This window comes from Vibrio sp. L85 (assembly GCF_963871815.1).
Classification (GTDB): Bacteria; Pseudomonadota; Gammaproteobacteria; order Enterobacterales; family Vibrionaceae; genus Vibrio; species Vibrio harveyi.
This window is the reverse complement of the sequence record NZ_CAWMYL010000061.1, coordinates 14162-32010: the sequence shown is the minus strand read 5'-3', so window position 1 is coordinate 32010 and position 17849 is coordinate 14162. Positions and strand designations below refer to the sequence as shown.

The following is a 17849-nucleotide window of genomic DNA, read 5'->3' as shown; positions in this document are numbered from 1 at the left end:
GGTAATCGTGGGTAAAATTGTAGCAATCGCCAACCAGAAAGGTGGGGTCGGCAAAACAACAACGTGCATTAACTTAGCAGCTTCGATGGCGGCAACAAAGCGCAAAGTTTTGGTGATCGATCTCGACCCTCAAGGCAATGCTACTATGGCTAGTGGTGTCGACAAGTACATGGTTGACGCGACGGCGTATGATCTTTTGGTTGAAGATACCCCTTTTGATCAAGTGGTTTGCACACAAACCACTGGGAAATACGATCTGATTGCAGCGAACGGTGACGTGACTGCTGCAGAAATCAAATTGATGGAAGTGTTCGCGCGTGAGGTTCGTCTCAAAAACGCCCTTGCGCCAGTTCGCGATAACTATGATTTCATCTTTATTGATTGTCCTCCTTCTCTAAACCTTCTTACAATCAACGCAATGGCCGCAGCCGACTCTGTGCTGGTGCCGATGCAATGTGAATACTTTGCGTTAGAAGGTTTAACTGCTCTTATGGATACAATCAGCAAGTTAGCGGCCGTGGTCAATGAGAACCTCAAAATTGAAGGTTTACTGCGTACCATGTACGACCCACGTAACCGCCTATCTAATGAAGTATCCGATCAACTTAAAAAACACTTTGGTAGTAAAGTTTACCGTACTGTGATCCCACGTAATGTGCGTTTGGCCGAAGCGCCGAGCCACGGTAAACCAGCTATGTACTATGACAAGTACTCAGCTGGCGCCAAAGCGTATCTTGCTTTAGCGGGCGAAATGCTCCGCCGCGAAGAAATCCCAGTTTAACTCTAACCTAAGGAATTCCTCCTATGTCTAAGCGTGGTCTAGGAAAAGGACTGGATGCGTTGTTGTCGACCAGTTCGTTAGCTCGTGAAAAACAGCACATTGCATCGCAAAGCCAAGCGTTGTCGGCTGATGGCGAGTTGACTGATTTGGCTATTGGTCAATTGCAGCCGGGTGTTTACCAACCGCGTAAAGATATGGCTCCAGAAGCGCTAGAAGAACTAGCCGCTTCGATTCAATCGCAAGGCATTATTCAGCCAATCGTGGTTCGCCAAGTGGCAAACGGTCAGTTTGAAATCATCGCAGGTGAGCGTCGTTGGCGTGCGGCAAAGCAAGCCGGTCTAAAACGTGTACCTTGTTTGGTGAAAAAGGTCGAAGACCGTGCTGCGATAGCGATGGCGTTGATTGAAAACATTCAGCGCGAAGATTTGAACGTGATTGAAGAAGCGCAAGCGCTTGAACGTCTACAAGATGAATTCACGTTGACACATCAGCAAGTGGCCGATGTGATCGGAAAATCAAGAACGACCGTGAGTAACCTATTACGTCTAAATCAGTTGGAAATTGATGTAAAAGGTCTGGTTGCAGATAAAAAATTGGAAATGGGTCATGCTCGAGCTCTGTTAGCGTTAGAAGGCGAACAGCAGGTCGAAGTGGCGCAACAAGTGGCTAAGAAGCAAATGACTGTTCGCCAAACCGAACAGTTAGTAAAAAAGTGCTTAGCCCCACAGAATGAGCAAAAAGCTCAACAAGAAGATACCGAAGCAGAGCAAATGTCGCATAAATTGAGTCAACTGCTTGATGCTAAGGTTTCTTTGGTCCGTTCTGCAAACGGCAAAGCGAAAGTGACGATAAGTCTTGATGAGCCTCACAAATTGGATCAACTGATTGCCAAGCTAGAGGCCTAGATGAGATAATTGATTTAGGTCAATTAATCAAAATAATCGAATTTTGTGTGAAAGTTGTCGGATTGTAAACAAAACTGTAAGTTTTTGATGCAATATAATTGCATTCAATTGTTCTCACCGTATAATTTTCGCCAATTTCCCTGCACAGAGAGTTTAGTGCAAAGTGGATATTACTAGAGGTACGAATACATGGTAGCTGCGTTAGCTAGACCAGGACGAGAGCTCGCAAAGCAATTGTTAATGATCCAGTCTGGCGCGGTTATTTTTGTGGCTGCAGGAATGGCGATAGCCGTGAATCCTGAATGGGGAATTTCAGCGCTGGTTGGTGGGGGCATTTTTGTTGTTGCCAATGCTGTCTTTGCGTTATGTGCTTTTATGTTTAGTGGGGCTCGCGCTGCCAAGCGTATTGCGGCTTCTTTCTATACAGGCGAAGTTCTGAAAATCCTCATCACGGTTGTGTTGTTCTACGTAGCCTACATGTATATGCAGGTGGAACTTGTTCCCCTCAAACTAACCTATTTGCTGGTACTAGGTATTAATATCTGTGCACCAGTGCTATTCATTAACAACAAAAAATAGGATGAGTTATGGCTGCGCCAGGTGAAGCGCTAACATCGTCCGGTTACATTGCCCACCACCTTACTAACCTATCTCTTTACAAGTTAGGTCTAGTAGCGGAGGAGACAAGTTTCTGGAACGTACATATCGATAGCCTGTTTTTTTCTTGGTTTACTGGTTTAATCTTCCTCGGAATTTTTTACAAAGTAGCGAAGAGAACAACAGCGGGTGTACCGGGTAAGCTTCAGTGTGCTGTAGAAATGATCGTTGAATTTGTCGCGGAAAACGTCAAAGACACGTTCCATGGACGCAACCCACTGATCGCGCCTTTAGCACTGACTATCTTTTGTTGGGTATTTTTGATGAACGTGATGGACTTAGTTCCTATCGACTTCTTACCGTACCCAGCAGAGCATTGGCTAGGTATCCCTTATCTTAAGGTTGTACCGTCTGCTGATGTGAATATCACCATGGCTATGGCTCTAGGCGTTTTCGCATTGATGATCTACTACAGCATCAAAGTGAAAGGTCTAGGTGGATTCGCAAAAGAACTTGCACTACATCCATTCAATCACCCACTGATGATTCCGTTTAACCTACTGATTGAAGTGGTATCGCTACTAGCGAAGCCTCTATCACTTGGTATGCGTCTATTCGGTAACATGTTCGCGGGTGAGGTTGTATTCATTCTTTGTGCGGCAATGCTACCATGGTACTTGCAATGGATGGGTTCACTACCGTGGGCAATCTTCCATATCTTGGTTATTACGATTCAAGCCTTCGTATTCATGATGTTGACAATTGTTTACCTGTCAATGGCACACGAAGATTCTGATCATTAATTTTTTAAGCTTTTTATTTGGGCACTAAGCCAACAACTATAAATTGGAGATAGTAATGGAAACTTTACTGAGCTTTTCTGCAATCGCCGTAGGTATTATCGTCGGTCTTGCTTCTCTTGGTACAGCGATTGGTTTCGCACTACTAGGTGGTAAATTCCTAGAAGGTGCAGCACGTCAACCAGAAATGGCTCCTATGCTACAAGTTAAGATGTTCATCATCGCAGGTCTACTTGATGCGGTTCCAATGATCGGTATCGTAATCGCGCTACTATTCACATTCGCAAACCCATTCGTTGGTCAACTAGGTTAATCACCTTTAACTCGGGACGAGCTCAGGCTTGTCACTGATTAACACTAAGTCCAAATAGAGGGGTAGCTGTTGTGAACATAAACGCAACTCTGCTAGGTCAAGCAATCTCGTTCGCACTATTTGTGTGGTTCTGCATGAAGTATGTATGGCCACCATTGATGCAAGCGATCGAAGAGCGTCAGAAGAAAATTGCTGATGGTCTTCAAGCAGCGGAACGTGCTGCAAAAGACTTGGATCTAGCACAAGCCAACGCTTCTGATCAGATGAAAGAAGCGAAGCGCACAGCAACTGAGATCATCGACCAAGCGAACAAGCGTAAGTCTCAAATTATTGATGAAGCTCGCGAGGAAGCTCAGGCAGAACGCCAGAAAATCCTAGCGCAAGCGGAAGCAGAACTTGAAGCTGAACGTAATCGTGCACGCGATGAGCTGCGCAAACAAGTTGCTACTCTGGCTGTAGCTGGTGCTGAGAAAATCCTTGAGCGTACTATCGATAAAGACGCTCAGAAAGATATTCTCGACAACATTACTGCAAAACTTTAAGTCTGGGGGCGCATATGTCTGATTTGACTACAATCGCACGCCCCTATGCTAAAGCAGCCTTCGACTTTGCTGTAGACAAAGATCAGCTAGACCAATGGGGTCAAATGCTATCTTTTGCTGCTGAAGTTGCCAAAAACGAACAAATGAATGAACTTCTAACGGGTTCAGTTTCTGCTGACAAAATGGCCGAAATCTTTGTTGCAGTTTGTGGCGAACAAGTTGATGCGCACGGTCAAAACCTGATTAAGGTAATGGCTGAGAATGGTCGTCTGACGGCCCTTCCTGATGTTTGTGAGCAATTCTTCCTATTGAAGAAAGAGCATGAGAAAGAAATCGATGTTGAAGTAATTTCAGCAAGCGAACTTTCTGATGAACAACTTGCAAACATTGGCAGCAAACTTGAAGTGCGTCTTGAACGCAAAGTGAAGCTGAATTGCAGTGTAGATGAGACCCTACTTGGTGGGGTTATTATTCGAGCCGGAGACCTAGTCATCGATAACTCAGCGCGTGGTCGTTTGAACCGCCTGAGCGATGCATTGCAGTCTTAATGGGGATTGGAGCATGCAACTTAATTCCACGGAAATTAGCGATCTGATCAAACAACGTATCGAATCTTTCGAAGTTGTTAGTGAAGCTCGCAACGAGGGTACTATCGTATCGGTAAGCGATGGTATCATCCGCATCCACGGCCTAGCGGACGTGATGCAAGGTGAAATGATTGAATTACCGGGTGGCCGTTATGCACTAGCACTTAACCTTGAGCGTGACTCGGTTGGTGCGGTAGTAATGGGCCCATATGCTGACCTTAAGGAAGGCATGAAAGTTACAGGTACTGGTCGCATTCTTGAAGTGCCAGTTGGTCCAGAACTTCTAGGTCGCGTAGTGAACACACTAGGTGAGCCTATCGATGGTAAAGGTCCAATCGAAGCTAAATTGACTTCGCCTGTAGAAGTAATCGCACCAGGTGTAATCGACCGTAAATCGGTAGACCAACCTGTGCAAACTGGTTACAAATCAGTTGACTCAATGATCCCAATCGGTCGTGGTCAGCGTGAGCTTGTAATCGGTGACCGTCAGACTGGTAAAACAGCAATGGCGATCGACGCGATTATCAACCAGAAAGACTCTGGTATTTTCTCAATCTACGTAGCAATCGGTCAGAAAGCATCGACTATCGCTAACGTAGTTCGCAAACTAGAAGAGCACGGCGCGCTGGCTAACACTATCGTTGTTGTTGCATCTGCTTCTGAATCTGCAGCGCTACAATATCTAGCGCCATACGCAGGTTGTGCGATGGGTGAATACTTCCGCGATCGCGGTGAAGACGCACTGATTGTTTACGATGATCTATCTAAGCAAGCGGTAGCTTACCGTCAGATCTCTCTACTACTAAAACGTCCACCAGGCCGTGAGGCATTCCCAGGTGATGTATTCTACCTACACTCGCGTCTACTAGAGCGTGCAGCTCGTGTAAACGAAGAGTACGTAGAGCGTTTCACTAACGGTGAAGTGAAAGGTAAGACTGGTTCTCTAACTGCTCTTCCTATCATTGAAACTCAAGCTGGTGACGTTTCAGCATTCGTACCGACTAACGTAATCTCGATTACCGATGGTCAGATCTTCCTACAAACTGAGCTATTCAACGCAGGTGTACGTCCAGCGGTTGACCCAGGTATCTCAGTATCTCGTGTAGGTGGTTCAGCTCAGACGAAAATCATCAAGAAGCTATCAGGCGGTATCCGTACTGCACTAGCTCAGTACCGTGAACTAGCGGCATTCGCGCAGTTCTCGTCTGACCTTGATGAAGCGACGAAGAAACAGCTAGACCACGGTCAAAAAGTTACAGAACTAATGAAGCAAAAGCAGTACGCTCCAATGTCTGTATTTGACCAAGCACTAGTAATCTTCGCGGCAGAGCGCGGCTATTTAGCAGATGTTGAACTAAGCAAACTGCTAGACTTCGAAGCGGCTCTACTATCGTACGCTCGCGGTCAATACGCTGAATTCGCAGCTGAGATCGACAAGACGGGTGCATACAACGATGAAGTTGAAGCTCAGTTGAAGAAACTGACTGACGACTTCGTAGCAACCCAAACTTGGTAATTAGGTCGGTGGCAGTTTCTGCCACCAACTAACGGAGAGTAACGATGGCCGGCGCAAAAGAGATACGTAATAAAATCGGTAGTGTTAAAAGCACTCAGAAAATTACGAAAGCGATGGAAATGGTAGCAGCTTCAAAAATGCGTCGTTCTCAAGACGCAATGGAAGCTTCTCGTCCATACGCTGAAACAATGCGTAAAGTGATCGGTCATGTGGCTAACGCAAACCTAGAGTACCGTCATCCGTACCTAGAAGAGCGTGAAGCTAAACGTGTTGGTTACATCATCGTTTCGACAGACCGTGGTCTGTGTGGTGGTTTGAACATTAACGTGTTCAAGAAAGCCGTTACAGACATGCAATCATGGAAAGAGAAAGGTGCTGAAGTTGAACTGGCTGTAATTGGTTCAAAAGCAACAGCTTTCTTTAAACATGGTGGCGCAAAAGTTGCGGCACAGGTTTCTGGTCTGGGTGATAGCCCAAGCCTAGAAGACCTAATCGGTTCTGTTGGCGTAATGCTTAAGAAATACGATGAAGGTGAACTGGATCGTCTATATGTGGTGTTCAACAAGTTTGTGAACACTATGATTCAGCAACCAACGATCGATCAATTGCTACCTTTGCCTAAATCGGACAGCGAAGAGATGCAGCGTGAGCACTCATGGGACTACATCTATGAGCCTGAGCCAAAACCTCTATTAGACACACTTCTAGTGCGTTACGTAGAGTCTCAGGTATACCAAGGTGTGGTTGAGAACCTTGCTTGTGAGCAAGCGGCTCGAATGATTGCGATGAAGGCTGCAACGGATAACGCAACCAACTTGATTGAAGATTTAGAACTTGTGTACAACAAAGCCCGTCAGGCTGCGATCACACAAGAACTATCGGAAATCGTTGGTGGTGCATCTGCGGTTTAAGCTTAGGTAAAACGAAATAGTTTAGAGGATTAACGATGGCTACAGGTAAGATCGTACAGATCATCGGTGCGGTAGTCGACGTAGAGTTCCCACAGAGCGAAGTACCAAGTGTATATGACGCTCTAAACGTTACAGAATCTAAAGAGCGTCTAGTTCTTGAGGTTCAACAACAGCTAGGCGGTGGCGTAGTTCGTTGTATCGTAATGGGTAGCTCTGATGGTTTACGTCGTGGCGTTGAAGTGGTTAACACTGGCGCTCCAATTTCAGTACCAGTAGGTACTAAAACTCTAGGTCGTATCATGAACGTCCTAGGTGACGCGATTGATGAGCGTGGTGAGATCGGTGCAGAAGAGGTTTACTCTATTCACCGTGAAGCACCAAGCTACGAAGAGCAATCAAACGAAACAGCACTTCTAGAAACTGGTGTTAAAGTAATCGACTTGGTTTGTCCATTCGCTAAGGGTGGTAAAATCGGTCTATTCGGTGGTGCAGGTGTAGGTAAGACCGTTAACATGATGGAGCTTATCAACAACATCGCACTTCAACACTCAGGTCTATCAGTATTTGCTGGTGTTGGTGAACGTACTCGTGAAGGTAACGATTTCTACTTCGAGATGCAGGAAGCGGGCGTTGTAAACGTTGAGAATCCTGAAGAATCTAAAGTAGCGATGGTTTACGGTCAGATGAACGAGCCACCAGGCAACCGTCTACGTGTTGCACTGACTGGTCTAACAATGGCAGAACGTTTCCGTGACGAAGGTCGTGACGTACTTCTGTTCGTTGATAACATCTACCGTTACACGCTTGCAGGTACTGAGGTATCAGCACTTCTAGGTCGTATGCCTTCTGCGGTAGGTTACCAGCCAACTCTTGCAGAAGAGATGGGTGTACTACAGGAGCGTATCACGTCAACTAAGCAAGGTTCTATCACGTCTGTACAGGCGGTATACGTACCTGCGGATGACTTGACTGACCCGTCTCCAGCAACAACGTTCGCGCACTTGGATGCAACGGTTGTACTTAACCGTAACATCGCAGCTATGGGTCTATACCCAGCGATCGACCCACTAGATTCGACTTCTCGTCAGCTAGACCCACTAGTAGTTGGTCAAGAGCACTACGACACAGCTCGTGGCGTTCAGCAGACACTTCAGCGCTACAAAGAGCTGAAAGATATCATCGCGATTCTAGGTATGGACGAGCTATCTGAAGAAGATAAGCAAGTTGTATCTCGTGCACGTAAGATTGAGCGTTTCCTAACTCAGCCTTACCACGTAGCGGAAGTATTTACAGGTGACCCAGGCGTTTACGTACCTCTTAAAGAGACACTACGTGGCTTCAAAGGTCTACTAGCTGGTGAATACGATGACATTCCAGAGCAAGCGTTCATGTACTGCGGTACGATTGACGATGCTATCGAGAATGCGAAGAAGCTATAAGGCTAACTAGGAGGCGATATGGCACCAATAACCTTTCACCTAGACGTAGTAAGCGCTGAGAAACGTATTTTCTCTGGTCGTGTAGAAACGTTTCAGGTGACCGGTAGCGAAGGTGAACTGGGTATTTTCCACGGTCACACTCCGCTGCTGTCCGCTATTAAGCCTGGTATGGTGCGTATTGTGAAACAGCACGGCCACGAAGAGTTCATTTATGTCTCTGGTGGTATGGTCGAAGTTCAGCCTGGTACTGCTACAGTACTGGCTGATACTGCGATTCGTGGTGAAGATCTAGACGCAGCGAAGGCAGAAGAAGCCAAGCGCCGCGCTGAGGAGCAAATCCAGAATCAGCATGGTGACATGGACTTCGCACAAGCGGCCAGTGAACTGGCTAAAGCCATTGCTCAGCTACGAGTTATCGAGCTGACCAAAAAGCGTCGCTAAGCTCAATTAGCAACGTTGCATGAAAAAAGGCGGCCAATTGGTCGCCTTTTTGATTAATTTTAGTTGGAAATTTACATCTCACCATTAACTAATCCTTCCAAGGTGTTTAAAATAACGCCCAATTAAAATAGAACGTCAATAGGTTATTAATGAAATTCAGTGCTGTGATCCTTGCTGCGGGTAAAGGTACCCGTATGTATTCAAACATGCCTAAAGTGCTACACACTTTGGCAGGGAAGCCAATGGCAAAACATGTTATCGATACATGTACAGGTCTTGGTGCACAAAACATCCACCTAGTATATGGTCACGGTGGTGATCAAATGCAGCAAACGCTAGCAGAAGAGCCGGTTAATTGGGTACTGCAAGCGGAGCAACTAGGTACAGGTCACGCGGTTGATCAAGCGTCTCCGAAGTTTGAAGACGATGAAAAAGTACTGGTGCTTTACGGTGATGTTCCACTGATTTCAGCTGAAACGATTGAGAACCTATTAGATGCACAACCAACAGGCGGTATTGCACTACTAACAGTGATGCTAGACAACCCAATGGGTTACGGTCGTATCATTCGCAAAAATGGTCCAGTAGTGGCGATCGTCGAGCAAAAAGACGCAACAGAAGAGCAGAAGCTCATCAAAGAATGTAATACCGGTGTGCTGGTGGCGACAGGTGGTGACCTGAAACGCTGGCTTGCTGGTCTAAATAATGAAAACGCACAAGGCGAATACTACTTAACAGACGTTATCGCGGCAGCACACGATGAAGGTCGCGCGGTTGAGGCTGTGCACCCAGTAAACGCGATTGAAGTAGAAGGCGTTAACGACCGTGCTCAACTGGCTCGTCTTGAGCGTGCATTCCAATCAATGCAAGCACAGAAGCTATTAGAGCAAGGCGTAATGCTGCGTGATCCAGCACGTTTCGACCTACGCGGTGAACTGCAATGCGGTATGGATTGTGAAATCGATGCAAACGTGATCATCGAAGGTAAAGTATCACTGGGTGATAACGTCGTAATCGGTGCTGGTTGCGTACTGAAAGACTGTGAAATCGATGATAACACGGTGGTTCGTCCTTACAGTGTGATTGAAGGTGCAACAGTTGGTGAAGAATGTACAGTTGGTCCATTCACACGCCTACGCCCTGGCGCAGAAATGCGTAACGATTCTCACGTAGGTAACTTCGTAGAAGTGAAAAACGCACGTATCGGCGAAGGCTCTAAAGCGAACCATCTGACTTACCTAGGTGATGCTGAGATCGGTCAACGTACTAACATCGGTGCAGGTACCATCACTTGTAACTACGATGGTGCGAACAAGTTTAAGACCATCATTGGTAACGACGTCTTCGTTGGCTCAGATAGCCAGCTTGTTGCGCCAGTGACGATTGCTGATGGTGCAACGATTGGTGCTGGTACGACATTAACCAAAGACGTTGCAGAAGGTGAGCTTGTGATTACTCGTGCGAAAGAGCGCAAAATTACCGGTTGGCAACGCCCGGTAAAACAAAAGTAAGCCTCAGCTGCTTTCTTTAACCGAAATAAACCAAAGCCGCTCATCTGAGCGGCTTTGTTGTATCTAGTGTTGTGAAAGGGAGAGTTTAGTGACTCGGAATCGCTATGCGTTTTTCTAGCCAGCGAACCGCTTGAGAGACCAAAAGAATCAGCACCAAATACTCTAAGACGAGAAATGTATAGATCTCTAATGGTAAGTACTCATTCACGACCAATTCATTAGCACGCCTTGTTAAGTCGCTTAGACCGATTACGCTGACTAACGAACTCATCTTAAGGATATAAACGAATTGATTCCCCAGCGGCGGTAAGATTTGGCGAAATGCTTGTGGAAGGATCACTAAGCGCATTTTTTGCCAGTAGTTTAACCCTAATGACTCCGCTGCCTCGTGTTGTCCGCGACTGATGGCTTGGATTCCCCCTCTAAATACTTCCGCCATAAAGGCACTTTCTGCGATAGTTAGCGCAATGACACCTGCCCAAAAGTGGTTTAAGGATACATCGAGTAACGTTGGCATTCCGTAATACACCCACAGCAACAATACCAAAACGGGAATAGAGCGGATCACTTCCACATAAACGCGGTTGATCCACTTGAGCACCGGAGAGTCAGAAAGGGCGGGAAGAGCAATGAGCAATCCGATGGTCATTGCAAACAGCATGCTGAGTAGTGACACTTGGATCGTGTCATTAAAACCGGCGACCAAAAACTTGATGTTTGTCAGCCCTTGCTCGGTTGATGGGTCAAGCACATACCAGCCCCACTGATAATCGGAACAACCGGTGAGAAACAGCAGCGAAACTAAGCATAGATGTCGATAGTTCACATTTACTCCCTGAACTGACTAAAAAACTTCCTTTGTTGCTGCTATGTTATCAATGAAGCCGTACTAATGGTTAATAATTAAAGGGAATATCTCCTACCGTCATTCTTTTAAGGGAATAGAAAATGAAAAAAACTTTGCTTGCGCTAGGAATGTGTTTGCTTGCGATAACTCAAGTCGCTCATGCAGAAAGTCGTCTACAAGAGATCTTAGATAAAGGTGTGTTGCGTGTCGGGACGACAGGGGATTGGAATCCGATGACGATGAAAGATCCAGCGACCAATAGCTATCGTGGTTTTGATATCGACGTCACCTCTGAGCTTGCTAAAGATCTTGGTGTTAAGGTGGAATACGTCGCGACCGATTGGAAAACGCTAGTCAATGGCATTACTGCCAACAAATACGATATTACGGGTAGTGCATCATTGAATATGTCACGAGCGAAAGTTGCGGGTTATAGCCAACCGTATTTCTACCTTGCGTTTGTTCCTGTTGTACAAAAGAAAGACTTAGCGAAGTTCTCTGATTGGGCTGACTTTGACAAACCTGATGTAAAAGTGGCGGCTACGCTGGGGACAGTGCAAGAAAAGATGGTCAAAGATTTCTTTCCATCTGCACAACATATTGTGATTGAAGCGCCTGCGCGTGATTTCCAAGAATTATTAGCTCGCCGCGCTGATGTATCGGTAACATCCAATGTAGAAGCGGCAACGTTGGTGACCAAGTTTAAGCAACTGGCGATAGTGCCGGTGAAGGAGCCTCGTAAGCCTACCCCTATTGCGATGCTGCTACCTCAAGATGATCAAGTATGGATTAATTACATCAATCATTGGGTTGAGTTGAAGAAAACCCAAGGCTTCTTTGAGCAAACCGCTGAAAAGTGGGGACTGAAGAGCATGTAAGTTCGTTGCTAACACAGAATAAAAGAGCCGCTCAGCAGCGGCTCTTTGTTTTAATTAAGATGACTTTGAATTGAATCTAAAGCTCGTCTTCACTCACTACGCGAGCATTGTCTGGAGTTGTGAAGTGTTTAGATAATTCACGGTTAGACAAGATGTAACCCATCCATAGACCACCCATACAGATGATGATTGCAACACCCGTTACCATCTGAGCTTGGCTTGCCATCGCTGCTACTAGTGCGCTTGATAGGCTGCTCACGGTAATTTGCAGGCTGTTTTGCAAACCAGCTGCGGTTGCAGGGCTTTGCTTCGCACTTGCCAATGCACGGTTTACTACGATTGGGTACAGTGCACCATTCGCTACCGCAATCAAACAGAAAGGCGCTAGGATTGGCCAGATGGAGGTCAATTCCCACTGCGAAGCTACAAAGATAAGCAACGCGGCAACACTGAATAAACCGATCAACTGACGCAGAATTTTTTCATCACCAAATTTGCGAACACCAACTTTACCTAGGTAACCACCCACCATGAAAGCAATGGTTTGTGGGATAAAGCTCAAACCGATGTCTTTTGCTTCGTAGCCGAGTTGAGACATGATTTCTGGCATACCTGTTAGGTAAGCGAAGAAAGCTGCAGATGCCGTCGCAAACATAAACACGTTGCCTAGGTAAGTTTTAGATCCTAGAAGTGCTTTGATGTCAGACGACATGCTGGTTTGTTTTGTTTCTGCCTTTTCATTTTTTTGCGCCATTGTCGCAACGACAAGCAGTACGCCCATCAGTGTCAACGCTACAAAAATGCTATGCCAGCCAAAACTATCTGCGAGCAGTACACCTAACTGAGGTGCTAATGCTGGAGACAGAGCCACCAGTGGCATGATGGTCGCAAAAATCTGTTGGCTACTGCTAGAGTGACGTTTGATCACCATCGCTTGCCAAATAACAGCTGGGGCACAGACACCAATTGCTTGAACAAAGCGCAGTGCTAATAGTTGCCACACTTGCTCACTGAATGCGAGACCGAAGGAAGCAACAGTAAACAGCACTAAACCAGCTGCCAGCGTATTACGGTGCCCAAATTTGTCTGAAGCCAAGCCCCACATCAATTGACCAAAAGCCATACCAACAAGAAATACGGTCAGTGAAAGTGCGATTTGTTCTGGACCTGTTGCAAAGTCGATTTCCATCGCTTTGAACGCAGGTAGGTACATATCGGTCGCAATAAAGCCAAGCATAGACAAGGCTGCAAGGTAAACGAGTTGTAGTTTTGATATTTTCATGATTCAACCAATCAAATTATTTAATCATTTTTTAGTCAATGTCAGTTGGCACCAACCCTGATTTATTTACCTCGCCATTCTATTTTTCGATTTTAAGAAAATAAAACGCTAAAATTATTGGTTATCAATCAAAAATTTTGAAAGGTCGAAATCATGTTCTCCAAGTCTTCACTGGAAATGCTCGATACCGTTGCTCGATTGGGCAGTTTTACTGCGGCTGCTGAAGTGCTGCATAAAGTCCCTTCTGCGATCAGCTACGGTGTTCGTCAAGTAGAGCAAGATCTCGATGTAGTGTTGTTCCGTCGATTACCGAGAAAAGTGGAACTGACACCAGCTGGAGAGTTGTTCATTGAAGAAGCGCGTTTAATGCTACGACAAATGGCTGAAGTGAAAGCGCAAACTCGCCGCGCGGCACATGGTTGGCAGTCAACATTGAAGCTCACACTGGATAACGTGGTTAAACTCGATAAGCTTAAGCCTTTGGTTGAAGATTTTTATCGTGAGTTTGAATTTGCTGAGCTGCAAATCAACATGGAAGTGTTTAACGGCTCATGGGAAGCGATTGCCCAAGGGCGTGCTGATATTGTCGTCGGTGCAACGTCAGCGATTCCAGTTGGGGGTGATTTTGAAGTAAAAGACATGGGGGTATTGGATTGGGCATTTGTTATGTCACCTGCGCACCCTTGTGTTCGCCAGCAAGTCCTGACAGAAGAGTTTGTGAGTCAATTTCCGGCGATCTGTCTCGATGATACCTCGAACGTGCTGCCAAAACGTCATACTGGTCATTATCCGAAACAGCGTCGTCTGCTGTTACCTAATTGGTATAGCGCGATCGAATGTCTGAAGAATGGAGTAGGAGTCGGTTACATGCCGCGCCATATTGCTATGCCACTGATCCACGATGGTGTGCTGGTGGAAAAAGTCCTGGAGGATGATAAACCGTTGAGCCAATGTTGTTTGGTGTGGCGTAAAGATGACAATCACAAGTTGATTCAATGGATGGTGGATTACTTAGGTACACCAAATAAACTGCATCAGGATTGGCTGCAGTATTAACAAAAAGCCACTTTCAAGGAAAGTGGCTTTGGCGGGTCTAAGACAAGAAAAACTTGTAAGACGGGTTATCTGTTTCGTCTTTGCATTGATAGCCAAGTTCGCGCAAATGCGCAGAAAACTGAGCTAAATCGCTTTCATCTAACTCGAAACCACATAAAACGCGTCCGTAGTCAGCGCCGTGGTTACGGTAGTTGAACAAGCTGATATTCCAATGGGTACCGAGTGTACTCAAGAACTTCAGTAGCGCTCCCGGATATTCTGGAAACTCAAAGCTGTAGAGGCGTTCTTTGAGTGGCTTAGATGGTTTACCACCAATCATATAGCGTACGTGCAGTTTCGCCATTTCATCATCAGAGAGGTCAACCACAGGGTAACCACCATCACGCAAGTCATGGATGATGTTTTCTAGTTCTTCCTGACCGCCTTGCAAACGCACACCGACAAAGATATTCGCCAGTGCGTCATCGTTGTAACGATAGTTAAACTCCGTTACGGCACGACCGCCAATGAGGTTACAGAACTCAAAGAAGGCACCTTGACGCTCAGGAATGGTGACCGCAAGCAGACCTTCACGTTTCTCACCAAGCTCGCAGCGTTCAGAAACATAACGCAAACCATGGAAGTTGGTGTTGGCGCCTGACAGTACGGTGCCTAGATTTTTGCCTTCGAGTTTGTTTTGCTCAGCAAACTTCTTTAAGCCCGCTAGAGCAAGTGCGCCGGAAGGTTCTGCGATAGCACGAGTATCTTCAAAGATGTCTTTCACAGCAGCGCAGATTTCATCACTGGAGACTGCGATATGCCCATCAATGTACTTTTGGCACAGACGAAATGTCTCTTCACCAATGCGCTTTACTGCGACGCCATCGGCAAACATGCTGACTTGGTCTAGTACGACTGGCTCACCAGCATCCAAAGCTGCTTTTAAGCATGAAGAGTCTTCTGGCTCGACCGCAATTACTTTGATTTCTGGCATCAACTGCTTCACAAGCACCGCTACGCCTGCGGCTAAACCGCCACCACCAACAGGTACGAAGATGTAATCCAGGTGGCCATTTTGCTGCAGCATTTCCATGCCGATAGTACCTTGACCAGCAATCACCAGTGGATGATCGAATGGTGGGACAAAGGTATAACCGTTTAACTCGGATAGGCGCTCAGCTTCCGCTTTTGCTTCATCAAAATTACTGCCATGCAGCACCACGTTGCCACCAAACCCGCGTACCGCATCGACTTTGATATCTGGTGTGGTTTTTGGCATCACAATGGTGGTTTTTATGCCTAGCTTTGTACCCGAAAGCGCCATGCCTTGGGCGTGATTACCTGCGGATGCAGCAATGACACCAGCGGCTTTTTGTGCTTCAGACAGGCTTGCCACCATGTTGTAAGCGCCGCGCAGTTTGAACGAGTGTACGGGCTGGCGATCTTCGCGTTTGATTTGCACATTGTTACCAATGCGTGCAGCAAGGCGAGGCATTTCTTGTAATGGGGTGACTGTTGCAACTTCATACACAGGAGCTCGCAAGATCTGGCGCAGATAATCTGCACCAGATTGGTTTTCCTGTTTTAAGGGAAAGGGTTGACTCATAAAGCTAGCCCTCGAGCTTAGATTTGTCTCGTACTGCACCTTTGTCAGCACTGGTCGCCATACTTGCGTAAGCTTTGAGTGCAAATGAAACTTCACGTTGGCGGTCAACAGGTTTCCAGCCTAGTTCGTCTTGTTTTGCACGTCGATCAGCAAGCTCTTGTTCAGATACTTGGAGTGAAATTGAACGGTTTGGAATATCAATTGCGATCATATCGCCTTCTTTTACCAGACCAATCGCACCGCCATTTGCCGCTTCAGGAGAGGCGTGACCAATAGACAGACCTGATGTACCACCAGAGAATCGACCGTCAGTCAGAAGTGCACACTCTTTACCGAGTCCCATCGATTTCAAGTAAGTGGTTGGGTACAGCATTTCTTGCATGCCCGGACCACCTTTAGGGCCTTCGTAGCGGATAATTACCACGTCGCCCGCTTTAACTTTTCCGCCTAAGATGCCTTCAACGGCGTCTTCTTGGCTCTCGAAAACCACGGCAGGACCAGTGAACTTAAGAATGCTTTCATCAACGCCAGCGGTCTTAACGATACAGCCATCAAGTGCGATATTGCCAGATAGAACAGCTAGACCACCTTCTTGGCTGAAAGCATTGTCTTTGGCACGAATACAACCTTCAGCGCGGTCATCATCAAGTCGATCCCAGCGACAATCTTGTGAGAATGCTTGTGTAGTACGAATACCTGCAGGACCTGCGCGGTAGAACTTGAGTACTTCTTCGTCTTCAGTTTGGATGATGTCGTATTTTGCGAGCTGCTCTTTCATGGAAAGACCAAGTACGGTGCGTGCATCATTGTGCAGTAGGCCTGCACGGTCAAGCTCACCAAGGATAGCCATTACACCGCCAGCGCGGTGTACGTCTTCCATGTGATATTTCTGAGTGGACGGTGCGACTTTACACAGGTGCGGTACTTGGCGAGACAGGCGATCGATATCTTCCATATCAAAATCGACTTCGCCTTCTTGCGCTGCTGCCAATAAGTGCAAAATCGTATTAGTTGAGCCACCCATAGCGATGTCCAGTGCCATAGCATTTTCAAAGGCATCAAAGGTTGCGATGTTGCGTGGCAATGCGGATTCGTCATCTTGCTCGTAGTAACGACGAGTCAGTTCAACAATGCGTCGACCCGCGTTGAGGAATAGCTGTTCACGGTCTGCGTGAGTCGCCAACATAGAACCGTTGCCCGGCTGAGAAAGACCGAGTGCTTCAGTTAAACAGTTCATCGAGTTTGCGGTAAACATGCCTGAACAAGATCCACACGTTGGGCATGCACTGCGCTCGATCTGTTCGCTTTGCTCATCAGAAACTTTTGGATCTGCGCCCTGGATCATTGCATCAACAAGGTCTAGCTTGATGATCTGATCGGAAAGCTTGGTTTTACCCGCTTCCATAGGACCACCAGAAACAAAGATAACAGGAATGTTGAGACGCATTGATGCCATCAACATTCCCGGAGTGATTTTGTCACAGTTAGAGATACATACCATAGCATCGGCACAGTGTGCGTTTACCATGTACTCAACGGAGTCTGCGATCAGTTCGCGTGAAGGCAATGAGTACAGCATGCCACCGTGACCCATTGCGATACCATCATCAACGGCGATGGTGTTGAATTCTTTTGCGATACCGCCAGCTTTTTCGATTTCGCGTGCTACAAGCTGACCCATATCTTTCAGGTGTACGTGACCCGGAACAAACTGAGTAAATGAGTTTACTACTGCGATGATTGGTTTACCGAAGTCTTCTTCTTTGACGCCAGTGGCACGCCACAATGCACGTGCTCCCGCCATGTTACGACCATGTGTGGTGGTTGCTGATCTATATTTTGGCATTTCCTAATCCTT

At 46.5% G+C, this 17849-nt stretch carries 18 protein-coding genes; 14 read left to right on the top strand and 4 right to left on the bottom strand.

The annotated features are described in order from the left end of the window. The first annotated feature begins 7 nt into the window (after window positions 1–7). From AACR11_RS07815 to glmU, 12 genes are all read left to right on the top strand, one after another. Window positions 8–781, top strand: coding sequence for a ParA family protein (locus tag AACR11_RS07815; RefSeq protein WP_005451036.1), 774 nt, complete (start codon window positions 8–10; stop codon window positions 779–781). A gap of 23 nt (window positions 782–804) precedes the next feature. After that, window positions 805–1686, top strand: a complete 882-nt coding sequence (locus tag AACR11_RS07810; RefSeq protein WP_029790006.1) for a ParB/RepB/Spo0J family partition protein — start codon at window positions 805–807, stop codon at window positions 1684–1686. Window positions 1687–1875: 189 nt separating this feature from the next. Further along, on the top strand, window positions 1876–2265 hold the full coding sequence (locus AACR11_RS07805) for a F0F1 ATP synthase subunit I (RefSeq protein ID WP_005440813.1): 390 nt from the start codon (window positions 1876–1878) through the stop codon (window positions 2263–2265). A gap of 8 nt (window positions 2266–2273) precedes the next feature. Beyond that, window positions 2274–3086 carry a F0F1 ATP synthase subunit A gene (gene atpB / locus AACR11_RS07800; protein ID WP_005451034.1) on the top strand — a complete coding sequence of 271 codons (813 nt, stop codon included), beginning with the start codon at window positions 2274–2276 and terminating at the stop codon, window positions 3084–3086. 55 nt (window positions 3087–3141) lie between these two features. Next, the gene (atpE, locus tag AACR11_RS07795; RefSeq protein ID WP_002540812.1) at window positions 3142–3396 is read left to right on the top strand and encodes a F0F1 ATP synthase subunit C; all 255 of its coding nucleotides are present in this window, start codon (window positions 3142–3144) and stop codon (window positions 3394–3396) included. Between the two features lie 71 nt (window positions 3397–3467). Next, window positions 3468–3938, top strand: coding sequence for a F0F1 ATP synthase subunit B (gene atpF, locus AACR11_RS07790; protein WP_005451032.1), 471 nt, complete (start codon window positions 3468–3470; stop codon window positions 3936–3938). A 14-nt stretch (window positions 3939–3952) separates the two neighbouring features. Beyond that, complete coding sequence (atpH, locus tag AACR11_RS07785; protein ID WP_029790005.1) at window positions 3953–4486, top strand: F0F1 ATP synthase subunit delta; 534 nt, start codon at window positions 3953–3955, stop codon at window positions 4484–4486. Between the two features lie 13 nt (window positions 4487–4499). Beyond that, on the top strand, window positions 4500–6041 hold the full coding sequence (gene atpA / locus AACR11_RS07780) for a F0F1 ATP synthase subunit alpha (protein ID WP_005451027.1): 1542 nt from the start codon (window positions 4500–4502) through the stop codon (window positions 6039–6041). Between the two features lie 44 nt (window positions 6042–6085). Next, window positions 6086–6952, top strand: a complete 867-nt coding sequence (atpG, locus tag AACR11_RS07775; protein ID WP_005440806.1) for a F0F1 ATP synthase subunit gamma — start codon at window positions 6086–6088, stop codon at window positions 6950–6952. Window positions 6953–6987: 35 nt separating this feature from the next. Then, the gene (atpD, locus tag AACR11_RS07770; RefSeq protein ID WP_005451025.1) at window positions 6988–8391 is read left to right on the top strand and encodes a F0F1 ATP synthase subunit beta; all 1404 of its coding nucleotides are present in this window, start codon (window positions 6988–6990) and stop codon (window positions 8389–8391) included. A gap of 18 nt (window positions 8392–8409) precedes the next feature. Next, window positions 8410–8832 carry a F0F1 ATP synthase subunit epsilon gene (locus tag AACR11_RS07765; RefSeq protein ID WP_005429758.1) on the top strand — a complete coding sequence of 141 codons (423 nt, stop codon included), beginning with the start codon at window positions 8410–8412 and terminating at the stop codon, window positions 8830–8832. A gap of 149 nt (window positions 8833–8981) precedes the next feature. Continuing rightward, window positions 8982–10343: a bifunctional UDP-N-acetylglucosamine diphosphorylase/glucosamine-1-phosphate N-acetyltransferase GlmU gene (glmU, locus tag AACR11_RS07760; RefSeq protein ID WP_017191013.1), complete on the top strand. Its 1362-nt coding sequence runs from the start codon at window positions 8982–8984 to the stop codon at window positions 10341–10343. Window positions 10344–10428: 85 nt separating this feature from the next. On the opposite strand, the gene AACR11_RS07755 is transcribed toward glmU, so the two are convergent. Beyond that, a complete protein-coding gene (locus AACR11_RS07755; RefSeq protein WP_005451021.1) occupies window positions 10429–11169 on the bottom strand; it encodes an amino acid ABC transporter permease in 741 nt (246 codons plus the stop codon). Window positions 11170–11291: 122 nt separating this feature from the next. On the opposite strand from AACR11_RS07755, the gene AACR11_RS07750 reads away from it, so the two are divergent. Further along, complete coding sequence (locus tag AACR11_RS07750; RefSeq protein ID WP_009699091.1) at window positions 11292–12068, top strand: transporter substrate-binding domain-containing protein; 777 nt, start codon at window positions 11292–11294, stop codon at window positions 12066–12068. Window positions 12069–12144: 76 nt separating this feature from the next. Here AACR11_RS07750 and punC read toward each other — a convergent pair whose 3' ends face one another. After that, a complete protein-coding gene (punC, locus tag AACR11_RS07745; protein WP_005451019.1) occupies window positions 12145–13350 on the bottom strand; it encodes a purine nucleoside transporter PunC in 1206 nt (401 codons plus the stop codon). Between the two features lie 153 nt (window positions 13351–13503). On the opposite strand from punC, the gene punR reads away from it, so the two are divergent. Further along, window positions 13504–14406 carry a DNA-binding transcriptional activator PunR gene (gene punR / locus AACR11_RS07740; RefSeq protein ID WP_005451018.1) on the top strand — a complete coding sequence of 301 codons (903 nt, stop codon included), beginning with the start codon at window positions 13504–13506 and terminating at the stop codon, window positions 14404–14406. A 37-nt stretch (window positions 14407–14443) separates the two neighbouring features. On the opposite strand, the gene ilvA is transcribed toward punR, so the two are convergent. Then, on the bottom strand, window positions 14444–15991 hold the full coding sequence (gene ilvA, locus AACR11_RS07735; protein ID WP_005429804.1) for a threonine ammonia-lyase, biosynthetic: 1548 nt from the start codon (window positions 15989–15991) through the stop codon (window positions 14444–14446). Between the two features lie 4 nt (window positions 15992–15995). Then, window positions 15996–17837 carry a dihydroxy-acid dehydratase gene (ilvD, locus tag AACR11_RS07730; RefSeq protein ID WP_029790004.1) on the bottom strand — a complete coding sequence of 614 codons (1842 nt, stop codon included), beginning with the start codon at window positions 17835–17837 and terminating at the stop codon, window positions 15996–15998. Window positions 17838–17849 lie beyond the last annotated feature (12 nt).